The sequence below is a fragment of the Neisseria sp. LACPHL-SPEC-2024-00856 genome, from assembly GCF_047915665.1.
In the GTDB taxonomy this organism is placed as follows: Bacteria; Pseudomonadota; Gammaproteobacteria; order Burkholderiales; family Neisseriaceae; genus Neisseria; species Neisseria polysaccharea.
Window position 1 is genome coordinate 58,161 of sequence record NZ_JBLRPR010000002.1, and the last position, 22,580, is coordinate 80,740.

At 53.7% G+C, this 22,580-nt stretch carries 23 protein-coding genes and 2 pseudogenes; 20 read left to right on the top strand and 5 right to left on the bottom strand.

The genetic code is table 11. The annotated features are described in order from the left end of the window. Positions 1-93: 93 nt before the first annotated feature. From ACNAU7_RS02420 to ACNAU7_RS02495, 16 genes are all read left to right on the top strand, one after another. The gene (locus ACNAU7_RS02420; protein WP_101131162.1) at positions 94-627 is read left to right on the top strand and encodes an inorganic diphosphatase; all 534 of its coding nucleotides are present in this window, start codon (positions 94-96) and stop codon (positions 625-627) included. A gap of 111 nt (positions 628-738) precedes the next feature. Next, the gene (locus ACNAU7_RS02425; protein ID WP_416300375.1) at positions 739-972 is read left to right on the top strand and encodes an NGO_0222 family membrane protein; all 234 of its coding nucleotides are present in this window, start codon (positions 739-741) and stop codon (positions 970-972) included. After that, positions 965-1,564 (top strand): RdgB/HAM1 family non-canonical purine NTP pyrophosphatase, encoded by a 600-nt coding sequence (rdgB, locus tag ACNAU7_RS02430; RefSeq protein ID WP_416300377.1) that lies wholly within the window; start codon positions 965-967, stop codon positions 1,562-1,564. Before ACNAU7_RS02425 ends, rdgB begins: the two co-directional genes overlap by 8 nt. Before the next feature lie 27 nt (positions 1,565-1,591). Further along, positions 1,592-2,461 (top strand): UTP--glucose-1-phosphate uridylyltransferase GalU, encoded by an 870-nt coding sequence (gene galU, locus ACNAU7_RS02435; RefSeq protein ID WP_002217750.1) that lies wholly within the window; start codon positions 1,592-1,594, stop codon positions 2,459-2,461. Positions 2,462-2,479: 18 nt separating this feature from the next. Then, the gene (gene argH, locus ACNAU7_RS02440; RefSeq protein ID WP_416300380.1) at positions 2,480-3,856 is read left to right on the top strand and encodes an argininosuccinate lyase; all 1,377 of its coding nucleotides are present in this window, start codon (positions 2,480-2,482) and stop codon (positions 3,854-3,856) included. 57 nt (positions 3,857-3,913) lie between these two features. After that, positions 3,914-4,384 (top strand): DMP19 family protein, encoded by a 471-nt coding sequence (locus tag ACNAU7_RS02445; protein WP_416300382.1) that lies wholly within the window; start codon positions 3,914-3,916, stop codon positions 4,382-4,384. Positions 4,385-4,636: 252 nt separating this feature from the next. Continuing rightward, positions 4,637-5,632 carry an iron ABC transporter substrate-binding protein gene (locus ACNAU7_RS02450; RefSeq protein WP_416300384.1) on the top strand — a complete coding sequence of 332 codons (996 nt, stop codon included), beginning with the start codon at positions 4,637-4,639 and terminating at the stop codon, positions 5,630-5,632. A gap of 64 nt (positions 5,633-5,696) precedes the next feature. Next, entirely contained in the window at positions 5,697-7,214 is a 1,518-nt protein-coding gene (locus tag ACNAU7_RS02455) for an ABC transporter permease (protein ID WP_416300386.1), read from the top strand. Positions 7,215-7,235: 21 nt separating this feature from the next. Continuing rightward, a complete protein-coding gene (locus ACNAU7_RS02460; protein ID WP_416300388.1) occupies positions 7,236-8,300 on the top strand; it encodes an ABC transporter ATP-binding protein in 1,065 nt (354 codons plus the stop codon). 240 nt (positions 8,301-8,540) lie between these two features. Beyond that, positions 8,541-10,043 (top strand): phosphate acetyltransferase, encoded by a 1,503-nt coding sequence (gene pta, locus ACNAU7_RS02465; RefSeq protein WP_416300390.1) that lies wholly within the window; start codon positions 8,541-8,543, stop codon positions 10,041-10,043. 131 nt (positions 10,044-10,174) lie between these two features. Further along, on the top strand, positions 10,175-10,813 hold the full coding sequence (hisH, locus tag ACNAU7_RS02470) for an imidazole glycerol phosphate synthase subunit HisH (RefSeq protein WP_416300793.1): 639 nt from the start codon (positions 10,175-10,177) through the stop codon (positions 10,811-10,813). Positions 10,814-10,845: 32 nt separating this feature from the next. Beyond that, the gene (gene hisA / locus ACNAU7_RS02475; protein ID WP_416300392.1) at positions 10,846-11,583 is read left to right on the top strand and encodes a 1-(5-phosphoribosyl)-5-[(5-phosphoribosylamino)methylideneamino]imidazole-4-carboxamide isomerase; all 738 of its coding nucleotides are present in this window, start codon (positions 10,846-10,848) and stop codon (positions 11,581-11,583) included. Between the two features lie 12 nt (positions 11,584-11,595). Further along, positions 11,596-12,363 (top strand): imidazole glycerol phosphate synthase subunit HisF, encoded by a 768-nt coding sequence (gene hisF / locus ACNAU7_RS02480; RefSeq protein WP_416300394.1) that lies wholly within the window; start codon positions 11,596-11,598, stop codon positions 12,361-12,363. Between the two features lie 30 nt (positions 12,364-12,393). Beyond that, entirely contained in the window at positions 12,394-12,789 is a 396-nt protein-coding gene (gene hisI / locus ACNAU7_RS02485; protein ID WP_416300396.1) for a phosphoribosyl-AMP cyclohydrolase, read from the top strand. A 106-nt stretch (positions 12,790-12,895) separates the two neighbouring features. Continuing rightward, on the top strand, positions 12,896-14,491 hold the full coding sequence (locus tag ACNAU7_RS02490; RefSeq protein WP_416300398.1) for a peptide chain release factor 3: 1,596 nt from the start codon (positions 12,896-12,898) through the stop codon (positions 14,489-14,491). A 241-nt stretch (positions 14,492-14,732) separates the two neighbouring features. Continuing rightward, positions 14,733-15,116: a DUF305 domain-containing protein gene (locus ACNAU7_RS02495; RefSeq protein ID WP_416300400.1), complete on the top strand. Its 384-nt coding sequence runs from the start codon at positions 14,733-14,735 to the stop codon at positions 15,114-15,116. A gap of 24 nt (positions 15,117-15,140) precedes the next feature. Here ACNAU7_RS02495 and ACNAU7_RS02500 read toward each other — a convergent pair. Next, positions 15,141-15,332 (bottom strand): annotated as a pseudogene (locus ACNAU7_RS02500) (IS3 family transposase); the annotation flags it as partial. 159 nt (positions 15,333-15,491) lie between these two features. Between ACNAU7_RS02500 and ACNAU7_RS02505 the strand changes: the two are divergent. Further along, positions 15,492-15,677, top strand: a pseudogene (locus tag ACNAU7_RS02505) (gamma carbonic anhydrase family protein); the annotation flags it as partial. A gap of 170 nt (positions 15,678-15,847) precedes the next feature. Here the strand turns inward: ACNAU7_RS02505 and ACNAU7_RS02510 are convergent. The 3 genes from ACNAU7_RS02510 to lolA all read right to left on the bottom strand — a co-directional run bounded on the left by ACNAU7_RS02510 (position 15,848) and on the right by lolA (position 18,498). Further along, complete coding sequence (locus ACNAU7_RS02510; RefSeq protein ID WP_416300402.1) at positions 15,848-16,384, bottom strand: gamma carbonic anhydrase family protein; 537 nt, start codon at positions 16,382-16,384, stop codon at positions 15,848-15,850. 71 nt (positions 16,385-16,455) lie between these two features. Beyond that, on the bottom strand, positions 16,456-17,595 hold the full coding sequence (locus tag ACNAU7_RS02515) for a polyamine ABC transporter substrate-binding protein (RefSeq protein ID WP_416300404.1): 1,140 nt from the start codon (positions 17,593-17,595) through the stop codon (positions 16,456-16,458). Positions 17,596-17,874: 279 nt separating this feature from the next. Beyond that, entirely contained in the window at positions 17,875-18,498 is a 624-nt protein-coding gene (gene lolA, locus ACNAU7_RS02520; RefSeq protein ID WP_308075818.1) for an outer membrane lipoprotein chaperone LolA, read from the bottom strand. A gap of 303 nt (positions 18,499-18,801) precedes the next feature. On the opposite strand from lolA, the gene ACNAU7_RS02525 reads away from it, so the two are divergent. From ACNAU7_RS02525 to ACNAU7_RS02535, 3 genes are read left to right on the top strand one after another with little or no spacing between them, the layout of a single operon-like run. Further along, a complete protein-coding gene (locus ACNAU7_RS02525; RefSeq protein ID WP_416300406.1) occupies positions 18,802-19,629 on the top strand; it encodes a ferritin-like domain-containing protein in 828 nt (275 codons plus the stop codon). 39 nt (positions 19,630-19,668) lie between these two features. After that, positions 19,669-20,628: a cation diffusion facilitator family transporter gene (locus ACNAU7_RS02530; protein WP_416300408.1), complete on the top strand. Its 960-nt coding sequence runs from the start codon at positions 19,669-19,671 to the stop codon at positions 20,626-20,628. A gap of 60 nt (positions 20,629-20,688) precedes the next feature. Beyond that, positions 20,689-21,351 carry an HAD family hydrolase gene (locus ACNAU7_RS02535; protein WP_416300410.1) on the top strand — a complete coding sequence of 221 codons (663 nt, stop codon included), beginning with the start codon at positions 20,689-20,691 and terminating at the stop codon, positions 21,349-21,351. A 63-nt stretch (positions 21,352-21,414) separates the two neighbouring features. On the opposite strand, the gene ACNAU7_RS02540 is transcribed toward ACNAU7_RS02535, so the two are convergent. After that, positions 21,415-22,236 (bottom strand): pyruvate, water dikinase regulatory protein, encoded by an 822-nt coding sequence (locus tag ACNAU7_RS02540; RefSeq protein ID WP_416300412.1) that lies wholly within the window; start codon positions 22,234-22,236, stop codon positions 21,415-21,417. Positions 22,237-22,580: the final 344 nt, after the last annotated feature.

The window sequence follows — 22,580 nt, forward strand, 5'->3', positions numbered from 1 at the left end:
CGTACACCCTTTCAGACGGCATCGGGCGCATTTCCAGCCGGACGTTTGTGCTATACTTTCAAACTTCAAACCTTCCCAAATAAAGGAAACCAAATGGCAGACTTCAACCAAATCCTGACCCCCGGCGACGTGGACGGCGGCATCATCAACGTTGTCAACGAAATCCCCGCCGGCAGCAACCACAAAATCGAATGGAACCGCAAACTGGCCGCATTCCAACTCGACCGTGTCGAACCCGCCATCTTCGCCAAACCGACCAACTACGGCTTCATTCCCCAAACATTAGACGAAGACGGCGACGAATTGGACGTGCTGCTCGTTACCGAACAACCTCTGGCAACCGGCGTATTCTTGGAAGCGCGCGTTATCGGCGTGATGAAATTCGTTGACGATGGCGAAGTTGACGACAAAATCGTCTGCGTTCCTGCCGACGACCGCAACAACGGCAACGCCTACAAAACTTTGGCCGATTTGCCGCAGCAGCTGATCAAACAAATCGAGTTCCACTTCAACCACTACAAAGACCTGAAAAAAGCGGGTACGACCAAAGTCGAATCCTGGGGCGATGTGGAAGAAGCGAAAAAAGTCATCAAAGAATCCATCGAACGCTGGAACAAACAGGCATAACATCCGCCTGCCCTGCCGTCTGAACACCCCTTCAGACGGCATTTTTCCAAGCTCTAGGGAATGCCGTCCCAATCGGATATAATCCGAACATACCGTTTCCGACCGAACGCCATGAACCGCCGAAAAATCTATCTGTTGTCTGTTGCCCTGTTCACACTGGCATTTATGCTGCTCGTCCTCTTGGGTGCTTATCTGCTGACCGCCGGCAGCAAAGCCTTTGCCGTCGCCGCCTTCCTTTTCGCATTCGGCGCGCTGTTCGGACAAATCGGCGCACTCGCCCTCTATTTGCGGCACAAATCCCTACACGCCGACCCATCCACACCACAAAGGAACCGCTATGTCTGAAAAACCGGAAAAAATCGTTTTGGCAAGCGGTAATGCAGGCAAACTCAAAGAATTCGGCAAGCTATTCGAACCATACGGCATTACCGTATTGCCGCAATCCGAGTTCGGCATACCCGAATGTCCGGAACCCTATTCCACCTTTGTCGAAAACGCGCTGGCAAAAGCCCGGCACGCCGCCAAATACAGCGGGCTGCCCGCACTCGCCGACGACAGCGGCATCTGTGCCGCCGCCCTAAACGGCGCGCCGGGCATCCATTCCGCACGCTACGCCGGCGACAATCCCAAATCCGATACCGCCAACAACCTGAAACTTGCCGCCGAACTTGCCGGCAAAGCCGACAAAAGCTGCTGCTACGTCTGCGTATTGGTTTTTGTCCGCCATCAAGACGACCCGCGCCCGATTATTGCCGAAGGTGTGTGGCACGGACAATGGCACGACACGCCGCTCGGGCAAAACGGTTTCGGTTACGACCCGTATTTTTATCTGCCCGAACACGGCAAAACTGCCGCCGAATTGGATTCGGAGGTCAAAAACCGCGAAAGCCACCGCGCGCAGGCACTCGCCGATTTAATTCGCAAACTCGCCCTTTAAACATCAAAACAATACAAAGGAAAAAGAATGAAACCGATAAAAAAAGCCGTTTTCCCCGTCGCAGGGATGGGAACCCGCTTCCTGCCCGCCACCAAGGCCAGCCCGAAAGAAATGCTGCCCATCGTCGATAAGCCGCTGATCCAATACGCCGTGGAAGAAGCCGTGGAAGCCGGCTGCACGGAAATGGTGTTTGTTACCGGACGCAACAAACGCAGCATCGAAGACCATTTCGACAAGGCATACGAACTCGAAACCGAGTTGGAAATGCGCCATAAAGACAAACTTCTGGAACACGTCCGCAACATCCTGCCGCCGAACATTACCTGCCTCTACATCCGCCAGGCGGAAGCACTGGGCTTGGGACACGCCGTCTTGTGCGCCCGCGCCGCCATCGGAGACGAACCCTTTGCCGTGATTTTGGCTGACGACTTAATCGATGCCCCAAAAGGCGCGCTCAAACAAATGGTCGAAGTGTACGAACGCAGCGGCAACAGCATTTTGGGCGTAGAAACCGTCGAACCATCGCAAACCGGCTCATACGGCATCGTCGAAACCGAACAGCTCAAACAGTTCCAACGCATTACCGGCATTGTCGAAAAACCCAAGCCCGAAGACGCGCCCTCCAACCTTGCCGTCGTCGGACGCTACATCCTTACCCCGCGCATTTTCGACTTACTGACCGGACTGCCGCGCGGCGCGGGCAACGAAATCCAGCTTACAGACGGCATCGCCAAGCTGCTCGATCACGAATTTGTCCTGGCGCACCCCTTTGAAGGTACGCGCTACGACTGCGGCAGCAAACTGGGCTACCTCGAAGCCACCGTCGCCTACGGCCTGAAACACCCCGAAACCGGCGAACCCTTCCGCCGCCTTTTGGAAAAATACCGCACCGAATAACCCCATCAAGGAATCCTTATGCACGACAAAACCTGGTCCGGACGTTTCAACGAACCCGTTTCCGAACTCGTCAAACAATACACCGCCTCCATCGGTTTCGACCGACGGCTTGCCGAATGGGACATTCAAGGCTCGCTCGCCCACGCGCAAATGTTGAAAGAAACCGGCGTGTTGGACGAAGGCGATTTGGCGGATATCCGCCGGGGTATGGCGGAAATCCTTGAAGAAATCCGCAGCGGCAAAATCGAATGGTCGTCCGATTTGGAAGATGTCCATATGAACATCGAACGCCGCCTGACCGACAAAATTGACGATGCGGGCAAGCGTCTGCACACCGGCCGCAGCCGCAACGACCAAGTCGCCACCGACATCCGCCTGTGGCTGCGCGATCAGATTACCGTTATCCGAAGCCTGATTCAAAACCTTCAGACGGCATTGCTGGATTTGGCGGAACAAAACGCCGAAACCGTTATGCCCGGCTTTACCCACCTGCAAGTCGCCCAGCCCGTCAGCTTCGGACACCATATGCTCGCCTACGTCGAAATGCTCGGCCGCGATAACGAACGGATGGCGGACTGCCGCCGCCGCGTCAACCGTATGCCGCTCGGCGCAGCCGCCCTTGCCGGGACGACCTACCCGATTCGGCGTGAAATCACCGCCGAATTACTGGGTTTCGAGCAAATCTGCCAAAACTCGCTCGATGCCGTATCCGACCGCGATTTTGCCGTCGAGTTCACCGCCGCCGCCTCGCTGGTTATGGTTCACCTGAGCCGCCTGTCCGAAGAATTGATTTTGTGGATGAGTCCGCGTTTCGGCTTTATCGACATCGCCGACCGTTTCTGTACGGGCTCGTCCATCATGCCGCAGAAGAAAAATCCCGACGTGCCCGAACTCGTGCGCGGCAAATCCGGACGCGTCATCGGACACCTTATCGGCCTGATTACCCTGATGAAATCCCAACCCTTGGCGTACAACAAAGACAATCAGGAAGACAAAGAACCTTTGTTTGACACCGCCGACACGCTCATCGACACCCTGCGGATTTACGCCGATATGATGCGCGGCGTAACCGTCAAACCCGACAATATGCGCGCCGCCGTGATGCAGGGCTTCGCTACCGCCACCGACTTGGCGGATTATCTGGTCAAAAAAGGCATGCCTTTCCGCGATGCCCACGAAGTCGTCGCCCAAGCCGTGCGCCACGCCGATGAAGCTGGCGTTGATTTGAGCGAACTGCCGCTCGAAGTCTTACAAGGTTTCAGCAAGCTGATTTCAGACGACGTGTACGGCGTGCTGACACCCGAAGGCAGCTTAAACGCGCGCAACCACTTGGGCGGCACCGCGCCGGAACAAGTGCGCTTCCAAGTCAAACGCTGGCGGGAAATATCAGCTTAACCCCCCGATGCCGTCTGAAGAAACGTTCAGACGGCATTTTTAAAAGGCAAGAACACGATGACCGATACGGATACCCAAGCCGACCGCTTCGAGCAGATGATGTGGCAGGCGGTGGACAAACTTTTTGAACAGCATGACGGCAAACTCGAAAGCATGGACGGACGGGAACAGGAACTGGTTTTGATTTGGCGGGCGGAAGCCGATATCGGCAACGGCGGCATACTGCAATTTGTCTGCAACTGGGGTTTTCCCGCCGCCGAAAAGACTTGTTCCGTTCTGAAAAAAATCGGCGCGATACACAGCGCAATGCTGATCCATCGGGCGGCAGACGCATTGGGAAAAGAAATCCGCCGCCTCCAATCGGAAGGTAAAAACCTGAAAGAAATGTGGGATATAACGCAACATCTCGACAACAAAACCGCCTCACTGCTGAACAGTCTGGATGAACAATATTGGCAAGACCCCGACAAACTGTATCTGCTGGGATGGCAATACTATTCCGGCAACCCTGTTCAGACGACGTTTTAAAGGGAGATGTTCTCAAGCATTCCGACAAATCAAAATGCCGCCTTTACCCACATTCCGACACGCATTACCCGCCGCTTCCGCCTTACGGGCGCGATGCACGGAAAAAAATACAAGTCATAACAAACCATAACCGGATCGGACAACAACAAATTTAAAAAAATAATTATTTGCATTTATAAAAAAGAAGGAATACACTATACCCCGTTATGTCTTAACAAGATATACACCCTCATTCATTAGGAGAAAATCGATATGAAAACATCTATCCGATACGCACTGCTTGCCGCAGCCCTGACCGCCGCCGCCCCCGCGCTGGCAGACATTACCGTGTACAACGGCCAACACAAAGAAGCCACGCAGGCACTTGCCGATGCCTTTACCCAAGCCACCGGCATCAAAGTAAAAATTAACAGCGGCAAAAGCGACCAGCTTGCCGGACAAATCAAAGAAGAAGGCAGCCGAAGCCCCGCCGACGTATTCTATTCCGAACAAATCCCCCCGCTGGTTACGCTTTCCGCAGCCAACCTCTTAGAAACCCTCCCTGCAAAAACGATTAACGACACACGCCGCAAAGGCGTGCCGGTTGCCGCCAAAAAAGACTGGGTGGCATTGAGCGGACGTTCGCGCGTCGTCGTTTACGACACCCGCAAACTGTCTGAAAAAGATTTGGAAAAATCCGTCCTGAATTACGCCACGCCGAAATGGAAAGACCGTATCGGTTATGTACCGACTTCGGGCGCGTTCTTGGAACAGGTTGTCGCCATCGTCAAACTGAAAGGCGAAGCAGCCGCCCTGAAATGGCTCAAAGGCTTAAAAGAAAACGGCAAACTGTATGCTAAAAACACTGTCGCGCTCCAAGCCGTCGAAAACGGCGAAGTGCCGGCCGCCCTCATCAACAACTACTACTGGTATGCGTTTGCCAAAGAAAAAGGCGTGAACAACATCCATTCCCGCCTGAACTTCGTCCGCCACAAAGACCCCGGCGCACTCGTTACCTATTCCGGCGCGGCTGTGCTGAAATCTTCCCAAAACAAAGCCGAAGCACAAAAATTCGTCGCCTTCCTTGCCGGCAAACAAGGACAGCAGGTCTTGGCTTCCGCCCGCGCAGAATATCCGCTGCACGCCGGCGTGTCTTCCCCGTTCAATATGGACCCTTATGCCAAATTGGAAGCACCGGAAGTCTCGGCAACCACCGTCGCCGACCAAGAAAATGCCACCCGCCTCCTCGAACAGGCAGGTTTGAAATAAACTTTTTCCGTTCAAACGGTCGGACAACCCTGCTGTCCGACCGTTTTCTATCCGAATCCGATTTATGTCCCGCAACAAAATACCCTCATGGCTGACCGCCCTCATCCTGCTTATCGCCTTACCGCTGACCCTTCCTTTCCTTTATGTCGCCATGCGTTCGTGGCAGGTTGGTGCAACACGCGCCTACGAACTGCTGTTCCGCCCACGCATGTTTGATTTGCTGGGAAACACTCTGATGCTGATGTTCGGCGTTACCCTGATTTCTATCGTTTTGGGTATTACCTGCGCCGTCCTGTTCCAACGTTACCGCTTTTTCGGCAAAACCTTTTTTCAGACGGCAATTACTCTGCCCTTATGCATACCTGCATTTGTCAGCTGCTTTACATGGATCAGCCTGACTTTCCGCGTGGAGGGATTTTGGGGAACCGTTATGATTATGAGCCTGTCGTCTTTTCCCCTCGCCTACCTACCGGTCGAGGCGGCCCTCAAACGCATCAGCCTGTCGTTTGAAGAAGTCAGCCTTTCCTTGGGTAAAAGCCGCCTGCAAACTTTCTTTTCCGCCATACTTCCCCAACTCAAACCTGCCATCGGCAGCAGCATCCTGCTGATTGCGTTGCACATGCTGATTGAATTCGGTGCAGTATCGATACTCAACTATCCGACCTTTACCACCGCCATTTTCCAAGAATACGAAATGTCGTTCAACAATAACACCGCCGCGCTGCTGTCCGCCGTTTTAATGGCAGTGTGCGGCATCGTCGTATTTGGAGAAAGCATTTTCCGTGGAAAAACCAAGCTCTATCACAGCGGCAAAGGCGTTGCCCGCCCCTACCCGGTCAAAACGATGAAGCTGCCTGCGCAAATCTGCACAGTATTTTTTCTTGGCTCGCTGCTGGTTTTAAGCATCGTCATCCCATTCGGCATCCTTATCCGCTGGATGATGGTCGGCTCGTCCGGCACATTTGAACTCGTATCCGTATTCGATGCATTTGCCCGATCGATGAGCGTATCCGCCGCCGGCGCATTATTGACCATTTTGTGCGCATTGCCCTTGGTTTGGGCATCCATACGCTACCGCAACCTGATAACCGTATGGATAGACAGGCTGCCCTTCCTGCTGCACGCCGTACCCGGCCTGGTGATCGCCTTGTCGCTGATTTATTTCAGCATCAACTATGCACCATCCGTTTACCAAACCTTTATCGTCGTCGTCCTTGCCTATTTCATGCTTTACCTGCCGATGGCGCAAACCACCCTGAGGACTTCCTTGGAACAATTCCCCAAAGGCATGGAACAGGTCGGCGCAACATTGGGGCGCGGACACTTCTTTATTTTCAGGACGTTGGTGCTGCCGTCCATCCTGCCCGGCATTACCGCCGCATTCGCACTCGTCTTCCTCAACCTGATGAAAGAGCTGACCGCCACCCTGCTGCTAACCGCAGATGATGTCCACACGCTCTCCACCGCCGTTTGGGAATACACGTCAGACGCACAATATGCCGCCGCCACCCCGTATGCCCTTATGCTGGTACTGTTTTCAGGCCTGCCCGTATTCATACTGAAAAAATACGCCTTCAAATAACACTGCTGCGAAAGACCGACTATGACCGCGCCCGCACTCCAAATCCGCCAACTGACCAAAAACTTCCAGAACCATGCCGTTCTGCAAAATATCTCGCTCACACTCGGCAAAGGGGAAATCCTCTTCGTCATCGGTGCATCAGGTTGCGGCAAAACCACGCTGCTGCGCTGCCTTGCCGGTTTTGAACAGCCCGATTCCGGAGAAATCTCGCTTTACGGAAGAACAATCTATTCAGAAAATACCAACCTTCCCGTCCGCGAACGCCGTTTGGGTTACGTCGTACAAGAAGGCGTACTGTTCCCCCACCTGACCGTTTACCGCAACATCGCCTACGGACTGGGCAACGGCAAAGGCAAGACGGCGCAGGAGCGGCAACGCATCGAAGCCATGATGGCTCTGACCGGCATTTCCGAACTCTCAAACCGTCATCCGCACGAACTTTCAGGCGGACAGCAACAACGTGTCGCCCTCGCCCGCGCCCTCGCCCCCGATCCCGAACTCATCCTGCTGGACGAACCCTTCAGCGCACTGGACGAACAGTTACGCCGCCAGATTCGCGAAGACATGATTGCCGCCCTGCGCGCCAACGGCAAATCTGCCGTTTTCGTCAGCCACGACCGGGAAGAAGCCCTGCAATACGCAGACAAAATAGCCGTCATCCAACAAGGCAGACTACTCCAAACCGCCCCGCCTGCCGAACTTTACCGCCGCCCCGCCAACCTTGATGCCGCCCTGTTTATCGGCGAAGGCATCGTGTCCCCCGCCGTGCTCAACGCCGACGGCACCGCCGATTGCGGATTGGGCCGGCTGCCCGTTCAAAGCGGCGCACCCGCAGGCACGCGCGGCACACTGCTCATCCGTCCGGAACAGTTCAGCCTTCACCGCCAGTCCGCCCCAGTCGCCGAATTATCCGCCACCATCCTCAACGCCATACCCAAAGCACGCCACACCCAAATCCGCCTGAAAATCGGGCAAACCGTCCTGACGCTGGATACCCCCTATGCCCCCGATTGTTCAGACGGCACACAGACACGCATCTACTTAAATTCAGAAGCCCTGTTTTTTCCCGAACCGCCTGCCCCATAAGGCAGAGGACACGATGCCGTCTGAAAGGCATAACGATGCCTGACGATATTTATCTTGTTGAAAACATAATTTATTTGTTAATATAAAAACACGCGGCAGCGTAAAACCGGCTGCCGCCCCAAAACAGAAAACACCTGTTTGCGCAAACCGGACGGGAAATAGCCTATCCCGACATTTCCCCTCAAATCCCAACACTTCCAACATACATGCCGCACACCGCAGCATACGAAAGGATATATTATGGCAAAAGTACTCATCGTACCCGTATCTGCCGGACTGAACGCCTCCGCCGCCGCACAAGCCTTTGCAAAAGCACTGGACGCACAAATTTTCCAAGCCGTTGACGCAACCGCCGAAACCCTGCTCGCGCAAGGCAAAAGCGACGACTGGTTCGACGCACTGGTCGGCAAAGTTGCCGCACTCGATGCCGCCAACCTCATTATCGAAGGCATCGCGCCCGATGCCGACAAAATCTACCTTGCAGGCAAAAACGTCGAACTGGCGCTCTCTTTGGACGCCGCCGCCGTATTTGCCGTCCGTTCCGACAATGCCGATGCAGACGAACTGGCGCACCGGCTGAACCTTGCCAAACAGTTCTTCGCCGCCGCGCCGGGCGTATTGGAAGGTTTTGTCGTGGACGGCGCGGCAGCCTCCGTTGCCGAAGCGGCAGCCGAAAAAACCGGCCTGACCTTCTTCGGTTCGAGCGACGCGCTGAAAGACGTATCCGTATTGGCAAACCGACAAACCAAACGCCTTTCGCCCGCCCAATTCCGCTACAACCTGATCGACTTCGCCCGCCAAGCCGGCAAACGCATCGTCCTGCCTGAGGGCGCAGAACCCCGCACCGTCCAAGCCGCCGCCATCTGCCACGAAAAAGGCATTGCCCGCTGCGTCCTGCTTGCCAAACGCGAAGAAGTCGAAGCCGTTGCCAAAGAACGCGGCATCAGCCTGCCCGACTCTTTGGAAATCATCGATCCCGCCTCATTGGTCGAACAATACGTCGAGCCGATGTGCGAACTGCGCAAATCCAAAGGCCTGACACCCGAAGACGCGCGCAAGCAACTGCAAGACACCGTGGTACTCGGTACGATGATGATGGCGCAAAATGATGTGGACGGTCTGGTATCCGGTGCGGTTCATACAACCGCCAACACCATCCGCCCCGCCTTGCAGCTGATTAAAACCGCACCGGGTGCAAGCCTCGTATCCAGCGTATTCTTTATGCTGCTGCCCAACCAAGTCCTCGTCTTCGGCGACTGCGCGGTTAATCCGAACCCGACCGCGCAACAGCTGGCCGACATCGCCATCCAGTCTGCCGATTCCGCAAAAGCCTTCGGCATCGACCCGAAAGTGGCCATGATTTCCTACTCTACGATCAACTCCGGCAGCGGCTCCGATGTCGATACCGTCATCGAAGCAACCAAACTTGCCCGGGAAAAACGCCCCGACCTCGCCATCGACGGCCCGCTGCAATATGATGCGGCAACCGTGCCGGGCGTGGGCAAATCCAAAGCCCCGGGCAGCCCGGTGGCAGGACAGGCAACCGTTTTGGTCTTCCCCGACCTGAACACCGGCAACTGCACCTATAAAGCCGTCCAACGCAGTGCCAACGTCTTGAGCGTCGGCCCGCTGCTGCAAGGTCTGCGCAAACCGGTCAACGACCTGTCGCGCGGCGCGCTGGTGGAAGATATCGTGTTCACCATCGCCCTGACTGCCGTTCAGGCCAAACAAATGGAAGGCTGACAAACGGCTTTCCGGGTTTGAACCCTATGCCGTCTGAAGACAGATTCCCGTTTTCAGACGGCATTTTTATCAGCCCGGCACATTTGTTTGTTAAAATCGCAGCCATATTGCAAAAAAAAGAGGAGGAAGCCATGCAAACCGCCATTATCGATTACGGTATGGGCAACCTGCATTCCGTATTGAAATCCGTCCGGACGGCGGGGCAGCTTGCCGGAAAAAATGTCGAAATCTTTTTAAGCGGCGACCCCGAACGCGTGTCCCGCGCCGACAAAGTCATTTTTCCCGGGCAGGGCGCGATGCCCGACTGTATGGCGGCATTAAAACGCGACGGCTTGGACAAGGCAGTCAAAGATGCCTTAAAAAACAAACCCTTTTTCGGAATCTGCGTCGGCGCGCAACTCTTATTCGACCACAGCGAAGAAGGAAACACCGACGGCTTGGGCTGGTTCGGCGGCAAAGTCAGACGCTTTGAGCGCGACCTCCTCGACCGGCAGGGATGCCGTCTGAAAGTCCCGCATATGGGCTGGAACACCGTGCGCCAAACCCAAAACCACCCGCTTTTTCAAGGCATCCCCCAAGACACGCGTTTTTACTTCGTCCACAGCTACTATTTCGCCCCCGAAAATCCCGAAACCATATTGGGCGAAAGCGACTACTCGTCCCCGTTTGCCTGCATCGTCGGCAAAGACAACGTATTCGCCACGCAATTTCACACCGAAAAAAGCCACGATGCCGGGCTGACGATGTTGAAAAACTTTTTAAACTGGTAAGCCGGACACGGCCCCGCACAAGGAGAAAAATTATGCTGCTGATACCCGCCATCGATTTGAAAGAAGGACGCTGCGTCCGCCTGAAACAAGGACTGATGGAAGAGGCGACCGTCTTTTCCGATTCGCCCGCCGAAACCGCACTGCACTGGTTCAAACAAAGCGCGCGCCGCCTGCATCTGGTGGATTTGAACGGCGCGTTTGCCGGCGTTCCACAAAACCTGCCCGCCATCAAAGACATCCTTGCCGCCGTCGCCAAAGACATCCCCGTACAGCTCGGCGGCGGCATACGCGATTTGAAAACCATCGGACAATATTTGGATTTGGGTCTGAACGACGTGATTATCGGCACGGCGGCAGTCAAAAACCCCGACTTCGTGCGCGAGGCGTGCAAAGCCTTCCCCGGCAGGATTATCGTCGGACTGGATGCCAAAGACGGTATGGTCGCCATCGACGGCTGGGCAACCGTAACCGGGCATCATGTAATTGATTTGGCAAAACGCTTTGAAGACGACGGTGTCAACAGCATCATCTACACCGACATCGGGCGCGACGGTATGATGAGCGGCGTGAACATCGACGCGACGGTCAAACTCGCCCAAGCCGTCCGCATTCCCGTCATCGCCTCCGGCGGACTGACCGGCTTGGATGACATCCGCGCCCTGTGTGCCGCCGAAAAACATGGCGTAGCAGGCGCGATTACCGGCCGTGCGATTTACGAGGGCAGCATCGATTTTGCCCAAGCGCAGCAACTGGCAGATTCCCTCGACTAAAGGCATCCGATTATGGCACTGGCAAAACGCATCATCCCCTGTCTCGACGTAAAAGACGGGCGCGTCGTCAAAGGCGTGAACTTCATCGGTTTGCGCGACGCGGGCGACCCCGTCGAAGCCGCCAAACGCTACAACGGCGAAGGCGCGGACGAATTGACCTTCCTCGACATCACCGCCTCATCCGACAACCGCGACACCATCCTGCACATCATCGAAGAGGTTGCCGGACAAGTCTTCATCCCGCTGACCGTCGGCGGCGGCGTACGCACCGTTGCCGACATCCGCCGCCTGCTCAATGCCGGCGCGGACAAAGTCAGCATCAACACCGCCGCCGTTACCCGTCCCGATTTAATTGACGAAGCCGCCGGATTTTTCGGTTCGCAAGCCATCGTCGCCGCCGTCGATGCCAAAGCCGCCAACCCCGAAAACACACGCTGGGAAATCTTTACCCACGGCGGGCGCAATCCGACCGGTTTGGATGCGGTGGAATGGGCGGTCGAAATGCAAAAACGCGGCGCGGGCGAAATCCTGCTCACCGGTATGGACAGGGACGGTACGAAACAGGGTTTCAACCTGCCGCTGACCCGCGCCGTTGCCGAAGCCGTCGACATCCCCGTCATCGCCTCCGGCGGGGTCGGCAATGTCCGGCACCTGATTGAAGGCATAACCGAAGGCAAAGCCGATGCCGTACTTGCCGCCGGCATTTTCCATTTCGGGGAAATCGCCATCCGCGAAGCCAAACGCGCTATGCACGAAGCCGGCATCGAAGTGCGCCTCTGACCGCCCCGACTATGCCGTCTGAAAGGAAATATGGATAAAAACCTGCTTGAAGCCGTCAAATTTGACGAAAAAGGTTTGGTTTGCGCCATCGCCCAAGATGCCGAAACCAAACGTGTTTTAATGGTGGCGTGGATGAACGCCGAAGCCCTGCAAAAAACCGTCGAAACCGGCTTTGCCCACTATTACAGCCGTTCGCGCCAAAAACAATGGATGAAGGGCGAAGAGTCGGGACACACGCAAAAAGTCCGCGAACTGCGCCTCGACTGCGACGGCGACGCCATTGTGATGTTCATCGCCCAAAACGGCGGCATCGCCTGCCACACCGGGCGCGAAAGCTGCTTTTACAAAGTCTGGCGCGGCGGCGCGTGGGAAACCGCCGATGCCGTCCTGAAAGACGAAAAAGAGATTTACGGCAGCACGCACTGACCGCCTCCAACATTGAATTATCAGGCATTTTTTTGTACAATCTCGCCGTCTCAAACACTGTCCGGGCCGTCTGAAAAGCGGCCTGAACCTTTTTGCAAAGAAAACCATGTCCCAAGAAATCCTCGACCAAGTGCGCCGCCGCCGCACGTTTGCCATCATCTCCCACCCTGACGCGGGTAAAACCACGCTGACCGAAAAACTCTTGCTGTTTTCAGGCGCGATTCAGAGCGCGGGTACGGTAAAAGGCAAGAAAACCGGCAAATTCGCCACTTCCGACTGGATGGAAATCGAGAAGCAGCGCGGCATTTCCGTGGCATCAAGTGTGATGCAGTTCGATTACAAAGACCACACCGTCAACCTCTTGGACACGCCGGGACACCAAGACTTCTCCGAAGACACCTACCGCGTTTTAACCGCCGTGGACAGCGCATTAATGGTCATCGACGCGGCAAAAGGCGTGGAAGCGCAAACCATCAAGCTCTTAAACGTCTGCCGCCTGCGCGATACACCGATTGTTACGTTTATGAACAAATACGACCGCGAAGTGCGCGATTCGCTGGAACTTTTGGACGAAGTGGAAAACATCCTGCAAATCCGTTGCGCGCCCGTTACCTGGCCGATCGGTATGGGCAAAAACTTCAAAGGCGTGTACCACATCCTGAACGACGAAATCTATCTCTTTGAAGCGGGCGGCGAACGCCTGCCGCACGAGTTCGACATCATCAAAGGCATCGACAATCCCGAATTGGAACAACGCTTTCCGTTTGAAATCCAGCAGTTGCGCGACGAAATCGAATTGGTGCAGGCGGCTTCCAACGAGTTTAATCTCGACGAATTCCTTGCAGGCGAACTCACGCCCGTGTTCTTCGGCTCTGCGATTAACAACTTCGGTATTCAGGAAATCCTCAATTCATTGATTGACTGGGCACCCGCTCCGAAACCGCGCGATGCGACCGTGCGTATGGTCGAGCCGGACGAGCCGAAATTCTCCGGATTTATCTTCAAAATCCAAGCCAATATGGATCCGAAACACCGCGACCGCATCGCCTTCTTGCGCGTCTGCTCCGGCAAATTTGAGCGCGGCATGAAGATGAAACACCTGCGCATCAACCGCGAAATCGCCGCCTCCAGCGTAGTTACATTCATGTCGCACGACCGCGAGCTGGTGGAAGAAGCCTACGCGGGCGACATTATCGGTATCCCGAACCACGGCAACATCCAAATCGGCGACAGCTTCTCCGAAGGCGAACAACTGGCGTTCACCGGCATCCCCTTCTTCGCGCCCGAACTGTTCCGCAGCGTCCGCATCAAAAACCCGCTGAAAATCAAGCAACTGCAAAAAGGTTTGCAACAACTCGGCGAAGAAGGCGCGGTACAGGTGTTCAAACCGATGAGCGGCGCAGATTTGATTTTGGGCGCGGTCGGCGTGTTGCAGTTTGAAGTCGTTACCTCGCGGCTTGCCAACGAATACGGCGTAGAAGCCGTGTTCGACAGCGCATCCATCTGGTCGGCGCGCTGGGTATCATGCGAAGACAAGAAAAAGCTGGCGGAATTTGAAAAAGCCAATGCAGGCAATCTGTCGATAGACGCAGGCGGCAACCTCGCCTACCTTGCGCCTAACCGCGTGAATCTGGGACTCACGCAAGAACGCTGGCCAGACATCGTGTTCCACGAAACGCGCGAGCATTCGGTTAAACTGTAAAACACAAAGGCCGTCTGAAACATTCAGACGGCCTTTTTTTCATTCGATATCAACCCAATAAATCCCAAGCAAACTTTCCAATGGTCAGGCACAGCAGCAACATAAATCCGTACCGCAGCTCAAATATTGTCTTATTTTAGCTTTTAGCACCTCACCAAACATTTTCGGAATAAATGTTGACCTTAACCTTAGGTCAAAGTTTATAATTTGTGCTCCTTCAGTTATCACATAGGCGAAAAACATGAAAAAACTTATGACTTTTATCACACTTAGCGCTGCTGCAGTTTCAATTCATGCCCACGCTAATGAACAACCGCATCAAGCACACATGAATATGCAAATGTCGACAGGTTCTGCAATGCAACAAGAATTAATGCAAGGTATGAATCAAATGCATCAAGACATGATGGCAGCTGCGCAATATAAAGATCCTGATGTTGCTTTTGCAGCAGGTATGCTGCCACACCATATTGGCGCAGTAAAAATGGCGGAAGTTGAATTAAAATACGGAAAGGATCCTAAGATGCGTAAGCTTGCTGAGGATATTATTAACGCACAACAAGCGGAAATTGAACAAATGCAAAAATGGCTTAAAGCACACAACAAAAAAAGCTCCGTAAAATGATCTGACCCCAAAAGTTAGACTGATTTAGTTCAAGGACTGAGTTCTGTAATTCACAGAGCTCAGTCCTTTTAGTTTCCCCTGAATGCGCTCATGGTTGTAATAATGAATGTACTCATGAATCGTTTTTTCCAGTTGTTAGAACGTCTCAAATCATTTACCGTAATAACATTCCATTTTTAATCGTCCAAAGAAGCTTTCCATCGCACTATTATCTAATAAGGTTTATGCTGTTAAGGTCCAATAAGTTGATATATAAGCTGATATTCCCGATAATCACATTATTCGGAGTCGATATTACAGGCAGGATTTTAAAAGTAATCAGAGGGAATGTTTAATAAATCCTTTAACAATATATACCTTACCGAAGGAGGAAAAATGAACGCAATCCGAACTTTCCAAAACCGCACGCCCGAAATCCACGAAACCTGTATGATAGACGAAGCCTACGTCGTCATCGGCGAAGTGTCGCTTGCCGAAGATATTTCCGTGTGGCCGTGTGCCGTGTTGCGCGGCAACGTGAACAGCATTACCGTCGGCGCGCGCAGCAATATACAGGACGGCCTCGCCTACCTCGCGCCTAACCGCGTCAACCTGAATCTGACGCAAGAACGCCGGCGGACATCGTGTTCCACGAAACGCGCGAGCATTCGGTGAAGCTGTAAGGTAACAAAAAACAAACATGCCGTCTGAAACCCAAAATTTCAGACGGCATGTTTTTTCAACCCAAAATCTTATTCCGCTTGTCGGTATTGTTGCGACAGCCTTACATAATGCGCGGCGGAATACTTCAAAAAGGCTTTTTCCTCATCGGTCAACACGCGCACTTGTCTGACCGGAGAACCGACATAAAGATAGCCGCCCTCCAAACGTTTGCGCGGAGGCACGAGGCTGCCCGCGCCGATCATCACTTCGTCCTCAATCACGGCATCATCCAAAACGGTGCTGCCCATACCGACCAAGACGCGGTTGCCGATACGGCAGCCGTGCAGCATCACTTTGTGCCCCACGGTAACGTCTTCGCCGATAACCAACGGCGACCCTTCGGGTTTGGCGGCGGTTTTGTGGGAAACATGCAAAACGCTGCCGTCCTGTATATTGCTGCGCGCACCGACGGTAATGCTGTTCACATCGCCGCGCAACACGGCGCACGGCCACACGGAAACGTCTTCGGCAAGCGACACTTCGCCGATGACGACGCACGCTTCGTCTATCATGCAGGTTTCGTGAATTTCGGGAGTGTGGTTTTGGAAAGTTCGGATTGCGTTCATTTTTCTCTCCTTTACTGCCGTTGTCCGGCTTATTCTCTAGATGCCGTCTGAAACAGCTCAAACGGAACCGCTCATTTTCCTGCCTTAAGCGACTGCCACAGTCTGACACTGAGACGGCTGACATCGCTGGATTTCGGCGATACGATGAAACTTTTCTGCATCAGTTCTTTAGTCGGAAAAATCGATGCGTCGGATGTATATTTCGCATCCATCAGTTCTCGGGCAGGCAGACTGGCCGGTGCATAGGTAACGAAACTGCCGTTTTGCGCGGCAACTTTCGGATCCAGGGTGTGATTGATATATTTATGGGCATTGGCGACATTTTGCGCATCACGAGGAATCATCAGCGAATCCACCCATACACCCACGCCGGTTGTCGGTACCAATACCTTGATGTCCACACCGTTTGCCGATTCCCGGGCACGTGTTTTGGCAATATTCAAATCACCGCCGTAACCGATGGCGACACACAGGTTTCCGGTCGCCATATCGTCGATATAGCCTGAAGAAGTGAAGCGTTTGATGTCCGGACGGACGGTTTTCATCATATCGACGGCGGCTTTGATGTCTTCGGGATTTTCACTGTTGGGGTCTTTGCCCAAATAGTGCAATGCCAGGGGAATCTGCTCGATAGCGCTGTCAAAATAACTGATACCGCAGGATTTCAGTTTGCGCGTATATGCGGGATTAAATACCAAATCCCATTCGTTTTCGGGCAATTTGTCCGTACCCAAGGCCTTTTTCACCTGCTGCGTATTGATTGCCAAGGTATTAATGCCCCAAAAATAAGGGACGGCATATTCGTTGCCCGGATCGACTTCCGCCATCATTGCCAGCAGGGAGGCATCAATGTTGGCGTAATTGGGTATCAGGCTTTTATCGATTTTCCGGTATGCGCCGGCTTTAATCTGCCTGCCGACATTGGCGACGGAAGGTACGACCAAATCATAACCGGACTTTCCGGTCAGCAGCTTGGCTTCGAGTGCCTCGTTGCTGTCATAATAGTCGTACCGGATATTGAGATGGGCATCTTTTTCAAAATCGGAGAGAGTTTGGGGATCGACGTAATCCGACCAATTATAGATATTGAGTTTGTCGGAAACAGTATGTTGCACTTCGGATGCTTCGGGCTCTGCGGTGGTTTGGCTGCCACCGCCGCATGCAGTCAAGACGAGGCCGAAAACTGCCGCCGCCATCAAGATTTTTCTCATGGATACAGTCCTTTTGTGAAAAAGAAAACATTGCAGTGGTCCGATACCACATACAAAAGGGAAACTGTGGGGGCGGCCGGCTTGCTTCCTTGTGCCCTTGATTCAGCTGGACTGAATTAAACGGCAAAAGACGCGGCAGTGCAATACTTAATTTTAATGCCGGAAAAAAATATATGTGCAGCCGTTTATTTTCAAACAATGCACCTGCTCCGCCATCTTAAACGAATATGCCGTCTGAACGTGCCATACGTTCAGACGGCATAATGCCAAACAAACAGGTCAGTTGCTCAATACGTCCACACCCTGCGGGGGCGTAAATTTGAATGCGCCGCGCGAAAGGTTGGGTTTGGTGTTCAGGCTGCCGAAGCTGATGGAGGTCTGGTTGCCGAAGCTGTCTTTCAACTGCATGGCGGCGAGGTTGTCGCCTTTGAAGCCGATACGGATATATTGGTAGCCAGCGTTGTTTTTCTTAGGCGTTGCCAAGACGTAGTCTATACCGTTGGACGAGCCGTCTTCTTTGAGGGAGTAGCTGCTGTCAAGGGCGGTTTTGTTGGAGAGGATGGCGGCAGGGCTGTCGCCGATGGTTTGGTCTTGGGAGGACTTGGTCACTTGTGCCAAATCAACGTCATAGAGCCAAATGGTTTGACCGTCGCCTACGATGGTTTGTTTGTAGGGCTTGGTGTATTCCCATTTGAAGAAGCCCGGACGCAGGATTTTGAAAGTACCGTGTGCAGTTTGGGTTTTCTTTTTGCTTTGGACGGTTTGGGTGAAGCTGCCGCTGATACCGTCGGCGTCGTTGTTGAATTTCTTGAGTGCATCCACTGCGCCTGCCTGTGCGAAACCAATGGTTGCGGTCAGGGCGGAAGCGGCGAGGAATTTGAACAGGTTGTGTTGTTTCATCATTATTTTTCCTTGTTGGAAGGGATGTGGCGCCCAGTATCGATGTTACAAAATAACAATGCAAGCCGCTTATGGGCGGTTTACATTTTGCAAACAGTGTTTTCCAAGAGCTAATTTTTGAAGATTCAGGATTTTTTCCTGCGGAAAAGACAATCGGGTTTCACAATTCTTTAATGTATGCCGACTGTGCAAACTGTGGTATTTCATGGTTTTTGACGCGCAACGCCAAATTGTAAAGATTATATTCCTTATATTGTTTTTTTTAAACGCTATAATATTTGTTTTCCGAAAAACGGCGGACTTGGAATGAAACCTGATATTTATACTTTGCTCGAACTTGCCCTGCTTTCAGACAACCCCGATGAAAAAGGACGGCTGACGGACGAGGCGTTTGCCGCCGTTCAAAATATGGAAGAGGCTAAAGCAGGCTCCGCGCCGCTCGACTTCCGCCACGCGGGACGGCCGCCGAAGCCTGTTTTGGTCGCGCCGTCGCAGCTGACGCCGCGCAAGATGAACACAACCGAAGGCTATGCGGCGATGCTGCACGCGATTGCGCATATCGAGTTCAACGCCATCAATCTAGCTTTGGACGCGGCATACCGTTTCCGCACGCTGCCGTTTCAGTTTGTGCGCGACTGGGTGCGGGTGGCGAAGGAAGAGGTTTACCACTTCCGCCTGATGCGCGAAAGGCTGCGCGCTTTCGGCTTCGATTACGGCGATTTCGAGGCGCACAACCATTTGTGGGACATGGCGTATAAAACCGCCTACGACCCGCTGTTGCGCATGGCTTTGGTGCCGCGCGTGTTGGAAGCGCGCGGGCTGGACGTTACGCCGGGGATACGCGCGAAGGTGGAGCAGCGCGGCGATTCGGAAACCTGCGGCGTGTTGGACATCATTTACCGCGACGAAGTGGGCCATGTCGCCATCGGCAACCATTGGTATCAACACCTCTGCCGCGAACGCGGTTTGGAACCTGTCACCCTGTTCCGCAGTCTGATTGCCCGTTACGATATGTTTATCTTCCGCGGCTATGTGAACATCGAAGCGCGGGAAAAAGCGGGCTTCAGCCGCTTTGAATTGGATATGTTGGAAGATTTCGAGCAGGGTTTGAAACAGAACAAAAAGGTCGTCTGAAAACCCTGAATCCGCAGACGACCTCTGCTGAGGAACATTATGTCTCACCATCACGAACACCATCATCACGCACACGCCCACACGCATACCGCCAATAAAAAAGTATTGCGCGTGTCGTTCATCATCATCGCCGCCTTTATGCTGCTGGAGGCGGCCGGCGGCCGGCTGACCCACTCGCTCGCGCTGCTTTCCGACGCTGGGCATATGTTCGGCGACGCGTTTTCCTTGGGCGCGGCATTGTGGGCATTCAAACTCGGCGAAAAAGAAACCACGCTGCAAAAGACCTTCGGCTACAAACGTTTTGAAATCCTCACCGCCATGTTCAACGGCTTGTCGCTGGTGGTCATCGCCGTAATGATTTTCTACGAAGCCGTCAAACGCCTGCTTTATCCGCCCGAAATCGCCACGCCGGGGATGCTCGTCATCAGCATTATCGGACTGCTGGTCAACATCGGCGTGGCAGTTTATATGCTGAAAAACAGCGATACCGAAGCCAACGTCAATATGCGCGGCGCGTATCTGCACGTTTTAAGCGACCTTCTCGGCTCGGTCGGCGCGATTGCCGCCGCCGTACTTATGATGGCGTTCGGCTGGAAATGGGCGGATCCGCTCGTCAGTATGTTCGTTGCCGCGCTGGTCGGACGAAGCGGCCGGAGCCTGCTCAAACAAACGCTGCACATCCTGATGGAGGGCACACCCGAAAACATCCGCACCGACGACCTGCTCGACGTTATCCGCAACACCGAAGGCGTAAAATCCGTCCACGACTTACACGTCTGGACGATTACAAGCAATATCAACGCCCTATCCTGCCACATCGTCGTGGACGGCAGCATAACCGTTGCCGAATCCGAACAAATCGCCTACCGCATCGAACACGAGTTGTCCCACAAAAACATCGGACACTGCACCATCCAAATCGAAAGCGAACACCACCCGCATCCCGACAGCGTCTTGTGTGCCAACGAGACCGATAACGCGCACCATCACCACCACTAAACCCAAAGGTCGTCTGAAACCCTTTTCAGACGACCCCACCAAAAAACCAAAGGAAAACACATGATACAAGCCGTATTGTTCGACCTCGACGGCACGCTCGCCGACACCGCCCTAGACCTCGGCGGCGCACTCAACACCCTGCTCGCCCGCCACGGACTGCCCGAAAAAAGCATGGACGAAATCCGCATGCAAGCCAGCCACGGCGCAGCAGGACTGCTCAAGCTCGGCGCAGGCATCACCCCCGACCACCCCGACTACACCCGATGGCGCGCCGAATACCTAGACGAATACGACAGCCGCTACGCCCAAGACACCGAGCTCTTTGACGGCGTGAACGAACTCATTGCCGAACTCAACCAACGCGGTATCAAATGGGGCATCATCACCAACAAACCCATGCGCTTCACCGACAAACTCGTCCCCAAACTCGGCTTCATCATCCCACCCGCCGTCGTCGTCAGCGGCGACACCTGCGGCGAGCCCAAGCCCAGCGTCAAACCCATGCTGTATGCGTGCGGACAAATCCACGCCGACCCGCAACACACACTCTACGTCGGCGACGCGGAACGCGATATACAGGCGGGGTGCAACGCCGGTATGACGACCGTCCTCGCCGAATGGGGCTATATCTCAGATGAAGATGATACCGACTCATGGCAACCCGACTACCGCATCGCCACACCGATCGAACTAATCGGCTGCCTTAACAAAAAACAGGTATGAAAATGCCGTCTGAAAACCTTTCAGACGGCATTTCCCACATTTAGGTACAATCCCGACACCACATCAGAACCTACGCTTCAACTTGCACGCCTGAAGGATATGCACGGCAAGCTCTTCCACCGATTTATCCGTCGTATTCGCAAACGGAATCCCATGCCGTCTGAACATACTCTGCGCGTCCGCCACCTCGCTGCGGCAGGTGTCGATGCGCGCATAAGCCGAATTCGGGCGGCGTTCCTGACGGATTGCCTGCAAACGTTCCGGCTGGATGGTCAACCCGAACAGCTTGTCTTTATACGGCTTGACCATACGCGGCAGATCGGCCGATTCCAAATCGTCGGGAATCAGCGGATAGTTTGCCGCACGGATGCCGTATTGCAGGGCGAGGTAAAGGCAGGTCGGCGTTTTACCCGAACGGGACACGCCCATCAGAATCACATCCGCTTCCTGAAGGTTCTTATCGCTGACCCCGTCATCGTGGTTCAAAGAAAAATTGACCGCCTCCATACGCGCATCGTAACGCTTCGTATTACCGATACTGTGGTGTCCCTGTTCGGCGGCAACCGCCTCGGTGTTGAGTTCCTTTTCCAAAAGCCCGAGGAAGGTTTCAAAAAAATTGATGTGGAAAGCGTCTGCCTGTTTGATGATTTCACGGATTTCATCATTGACCACGCTGACAAACGCAATCGGACGCTGACCGTTTTCCTGCCGGCTCTGATTGACCTTCTCCACCACCGCGCGCGCCTTTTCCGGCGTATCGACAAACGGATGCGTATGGCGTTTGAACGACAGATTGCCAAACTGGTTCAGCAAAGCCTCGCCGATATTCTCGGCAGTCAGACCGGTACGGTCGGAAATGTAAAACACATGGCGCGGACTGCTCATCTTCCATCCTTAAAACACAGGTTTAAAACCCCATCATAACAGCAGCAGCAGACACAAGGAAAGCACCCGCAGCACGCCTACCTCGGATTACACCCAAACAGACACAATATAATTTTGAAATAAAATTATTTATATAAAGCATTTTTTGGCAGAAAATTTTAAAAAATAAACAAAAAAATCAAACAGAAAAAACATTAACCTATTCAAACCATCTGTTTTACAAAGAAAATACCCAAAAAAAGAAACATACCGGCTGCAAGTTTCAAACCGCTACACACGCCGAAAGCGCAATTTTTCAGACGGCATCATGATTTTAAAACGGATAAAACACATGACAGCAGAGG

Coding starts and splice junctions, on each gene's coding strand:
- ACNAU7_RS02420 (WP_101131162.1), top strand. CDS start 94: ATGGCAGACTTCAACCAAATCCTGACCCCCGGCGACGTGGACGGCGGC.
- ACNAU7_RS02425 (WP_416300375.1), top strand. CDS start 739: ATGAACCGCCGAAAAATCTATCTGTTGTCTGTTGCCCTGTTCACACTG.
- rdgB (WP_416300377.1), top strand. CDS start 965: ATGTCTGAAAAACCGGAAAAAATCGTTTTGGCAAGCGGTAATGCAGGC.
- galU (WP_002217750.1), top strand. CDS start 1,592: ATGAAACCGATAAAAAAAGCCGTTTTCCCCGTCGCAGGGATGGGAACC.
- argH (WP_416300380.1), top strand. CDS start 2,480: ATGCACGACAAAACCTGGTCCGGACGTTTCAACGAACCCGTTTCCGAA.
- ACNAU7_RS02445 (WP_416300382.1), top strand. CDS start 3,914: ATGACCGATACGGATACCCAAGCCGACCGCTTCGAGCAGATGATGTGG.
- ACNAU7_RS02450 (WP_416300384.1), top strand. CDS start 4,637: ATGAAAACATCTATCCGATACGCACTGCTTGCCGCAGCCCTGACCGCC.
- ACNAU7_RS02455 (WP_416300386.1), top strand. CDS start 5,697: ATGTCCCGCAACAAAATACCCTCATGGCTGACCGCCCTCATCCTGCTT.
- ACNAU7_RS02460 (WP_416300388.1), top strand. CDS start 7,236: ATGACCGCGCCCGCACTCCAAATCCGCCAACTGACCAAAAACTTCCAG.
- pta (WP_416300390.1), top strand. CDS start 8,541: ATGGCAAAAGTACTCATCGTACCCGTATCTGCCGGACTGAACGCCTCC.
- hisH (WP_416300793.1), top strand. CDS start 10,175: ATGCAAACCGCCATTATCGATTACGGTATGGGCAACCTGCATTCCGTA.
- hisA (WP_416300392.1), top strand. CDS start 10,846: ATGCTGCTGATACCCGCCATCGATTTGAAAGAAGGACGCTGCGTCCGC.
- hisF (WP_416300394.1), top strand. CDS start 11,596: ATGGCACTGGCAAAACGCATCATCCCCTGTCTCGACGTAAAAGACGGG.
- hisI (WP_416300396.1), top strand. CDS start 12,394: ATGGATAAAAACCTGCTTGAAGCCGTCAAATTTGACGAAAAAGGTTTG.
- ACNAU7_RS02490 (WP_416300398.1), top strand. CDS start 12,896: ATGTCCCAAGAAATCCTCGACCAAGTGCGCCGCCGCCGCACGTTTGCC.
- ACNAU7_RS02495 (WP_416300400.1), top strand. CDS start 14,733: ATGAAAAAACTTATGACTTTTATCACACTTAGCGCTGCTGCAGTTTCA.
- ACNAU7_RS02510 (WP_416300402.1), bottom strand. CDS start 16,384: ATGAACGCAATCCGAACTTTCCAAAACCACACTCCCGAAATTCACGAA.
- ACNAU7_RS02515 (WP_416300404.1), bottom strand. CDS start 17,595: ATGAGAAAAATCTTGATGGCGGCGGCAGTTTTCGGCCTCGTCTTGACT.
- lolA (WP_308075818.1), bottom strand. CDS start 18,498: ATGATGAAACAACACAACCTGTTCAAATTCCTCGCCGCTTCCGCCCTG.
- ACNAU7_RS02525 (WP_416300406.1), top strand. CDS start 18,802: ATGAAACCTGATATTTATACTTTGCTCGAACTTGCCCTGCTTTCAGAC.
- ACNAU7_RS02530 (WP_416300408.1), top strand. CDS start 19,669: ATGTCTCACCATCACGAACACCATCATCACGCACACGCCCACACGCAT.
- ACNAU7_RS02535 (WP_416300410.1), top strand. CDS start 20,689: ATGATACAAGCCGTATTGTTCGACCTCGACGGCACGCTCGCCGACACC.
- ACNAU7_RS02540 (WP_416300412.1), bottom strand. CDS start 22,236: ATGAGCAGTCCGCGCCATGTGTTTTACATTTCCGACCGTACCGGTCTG.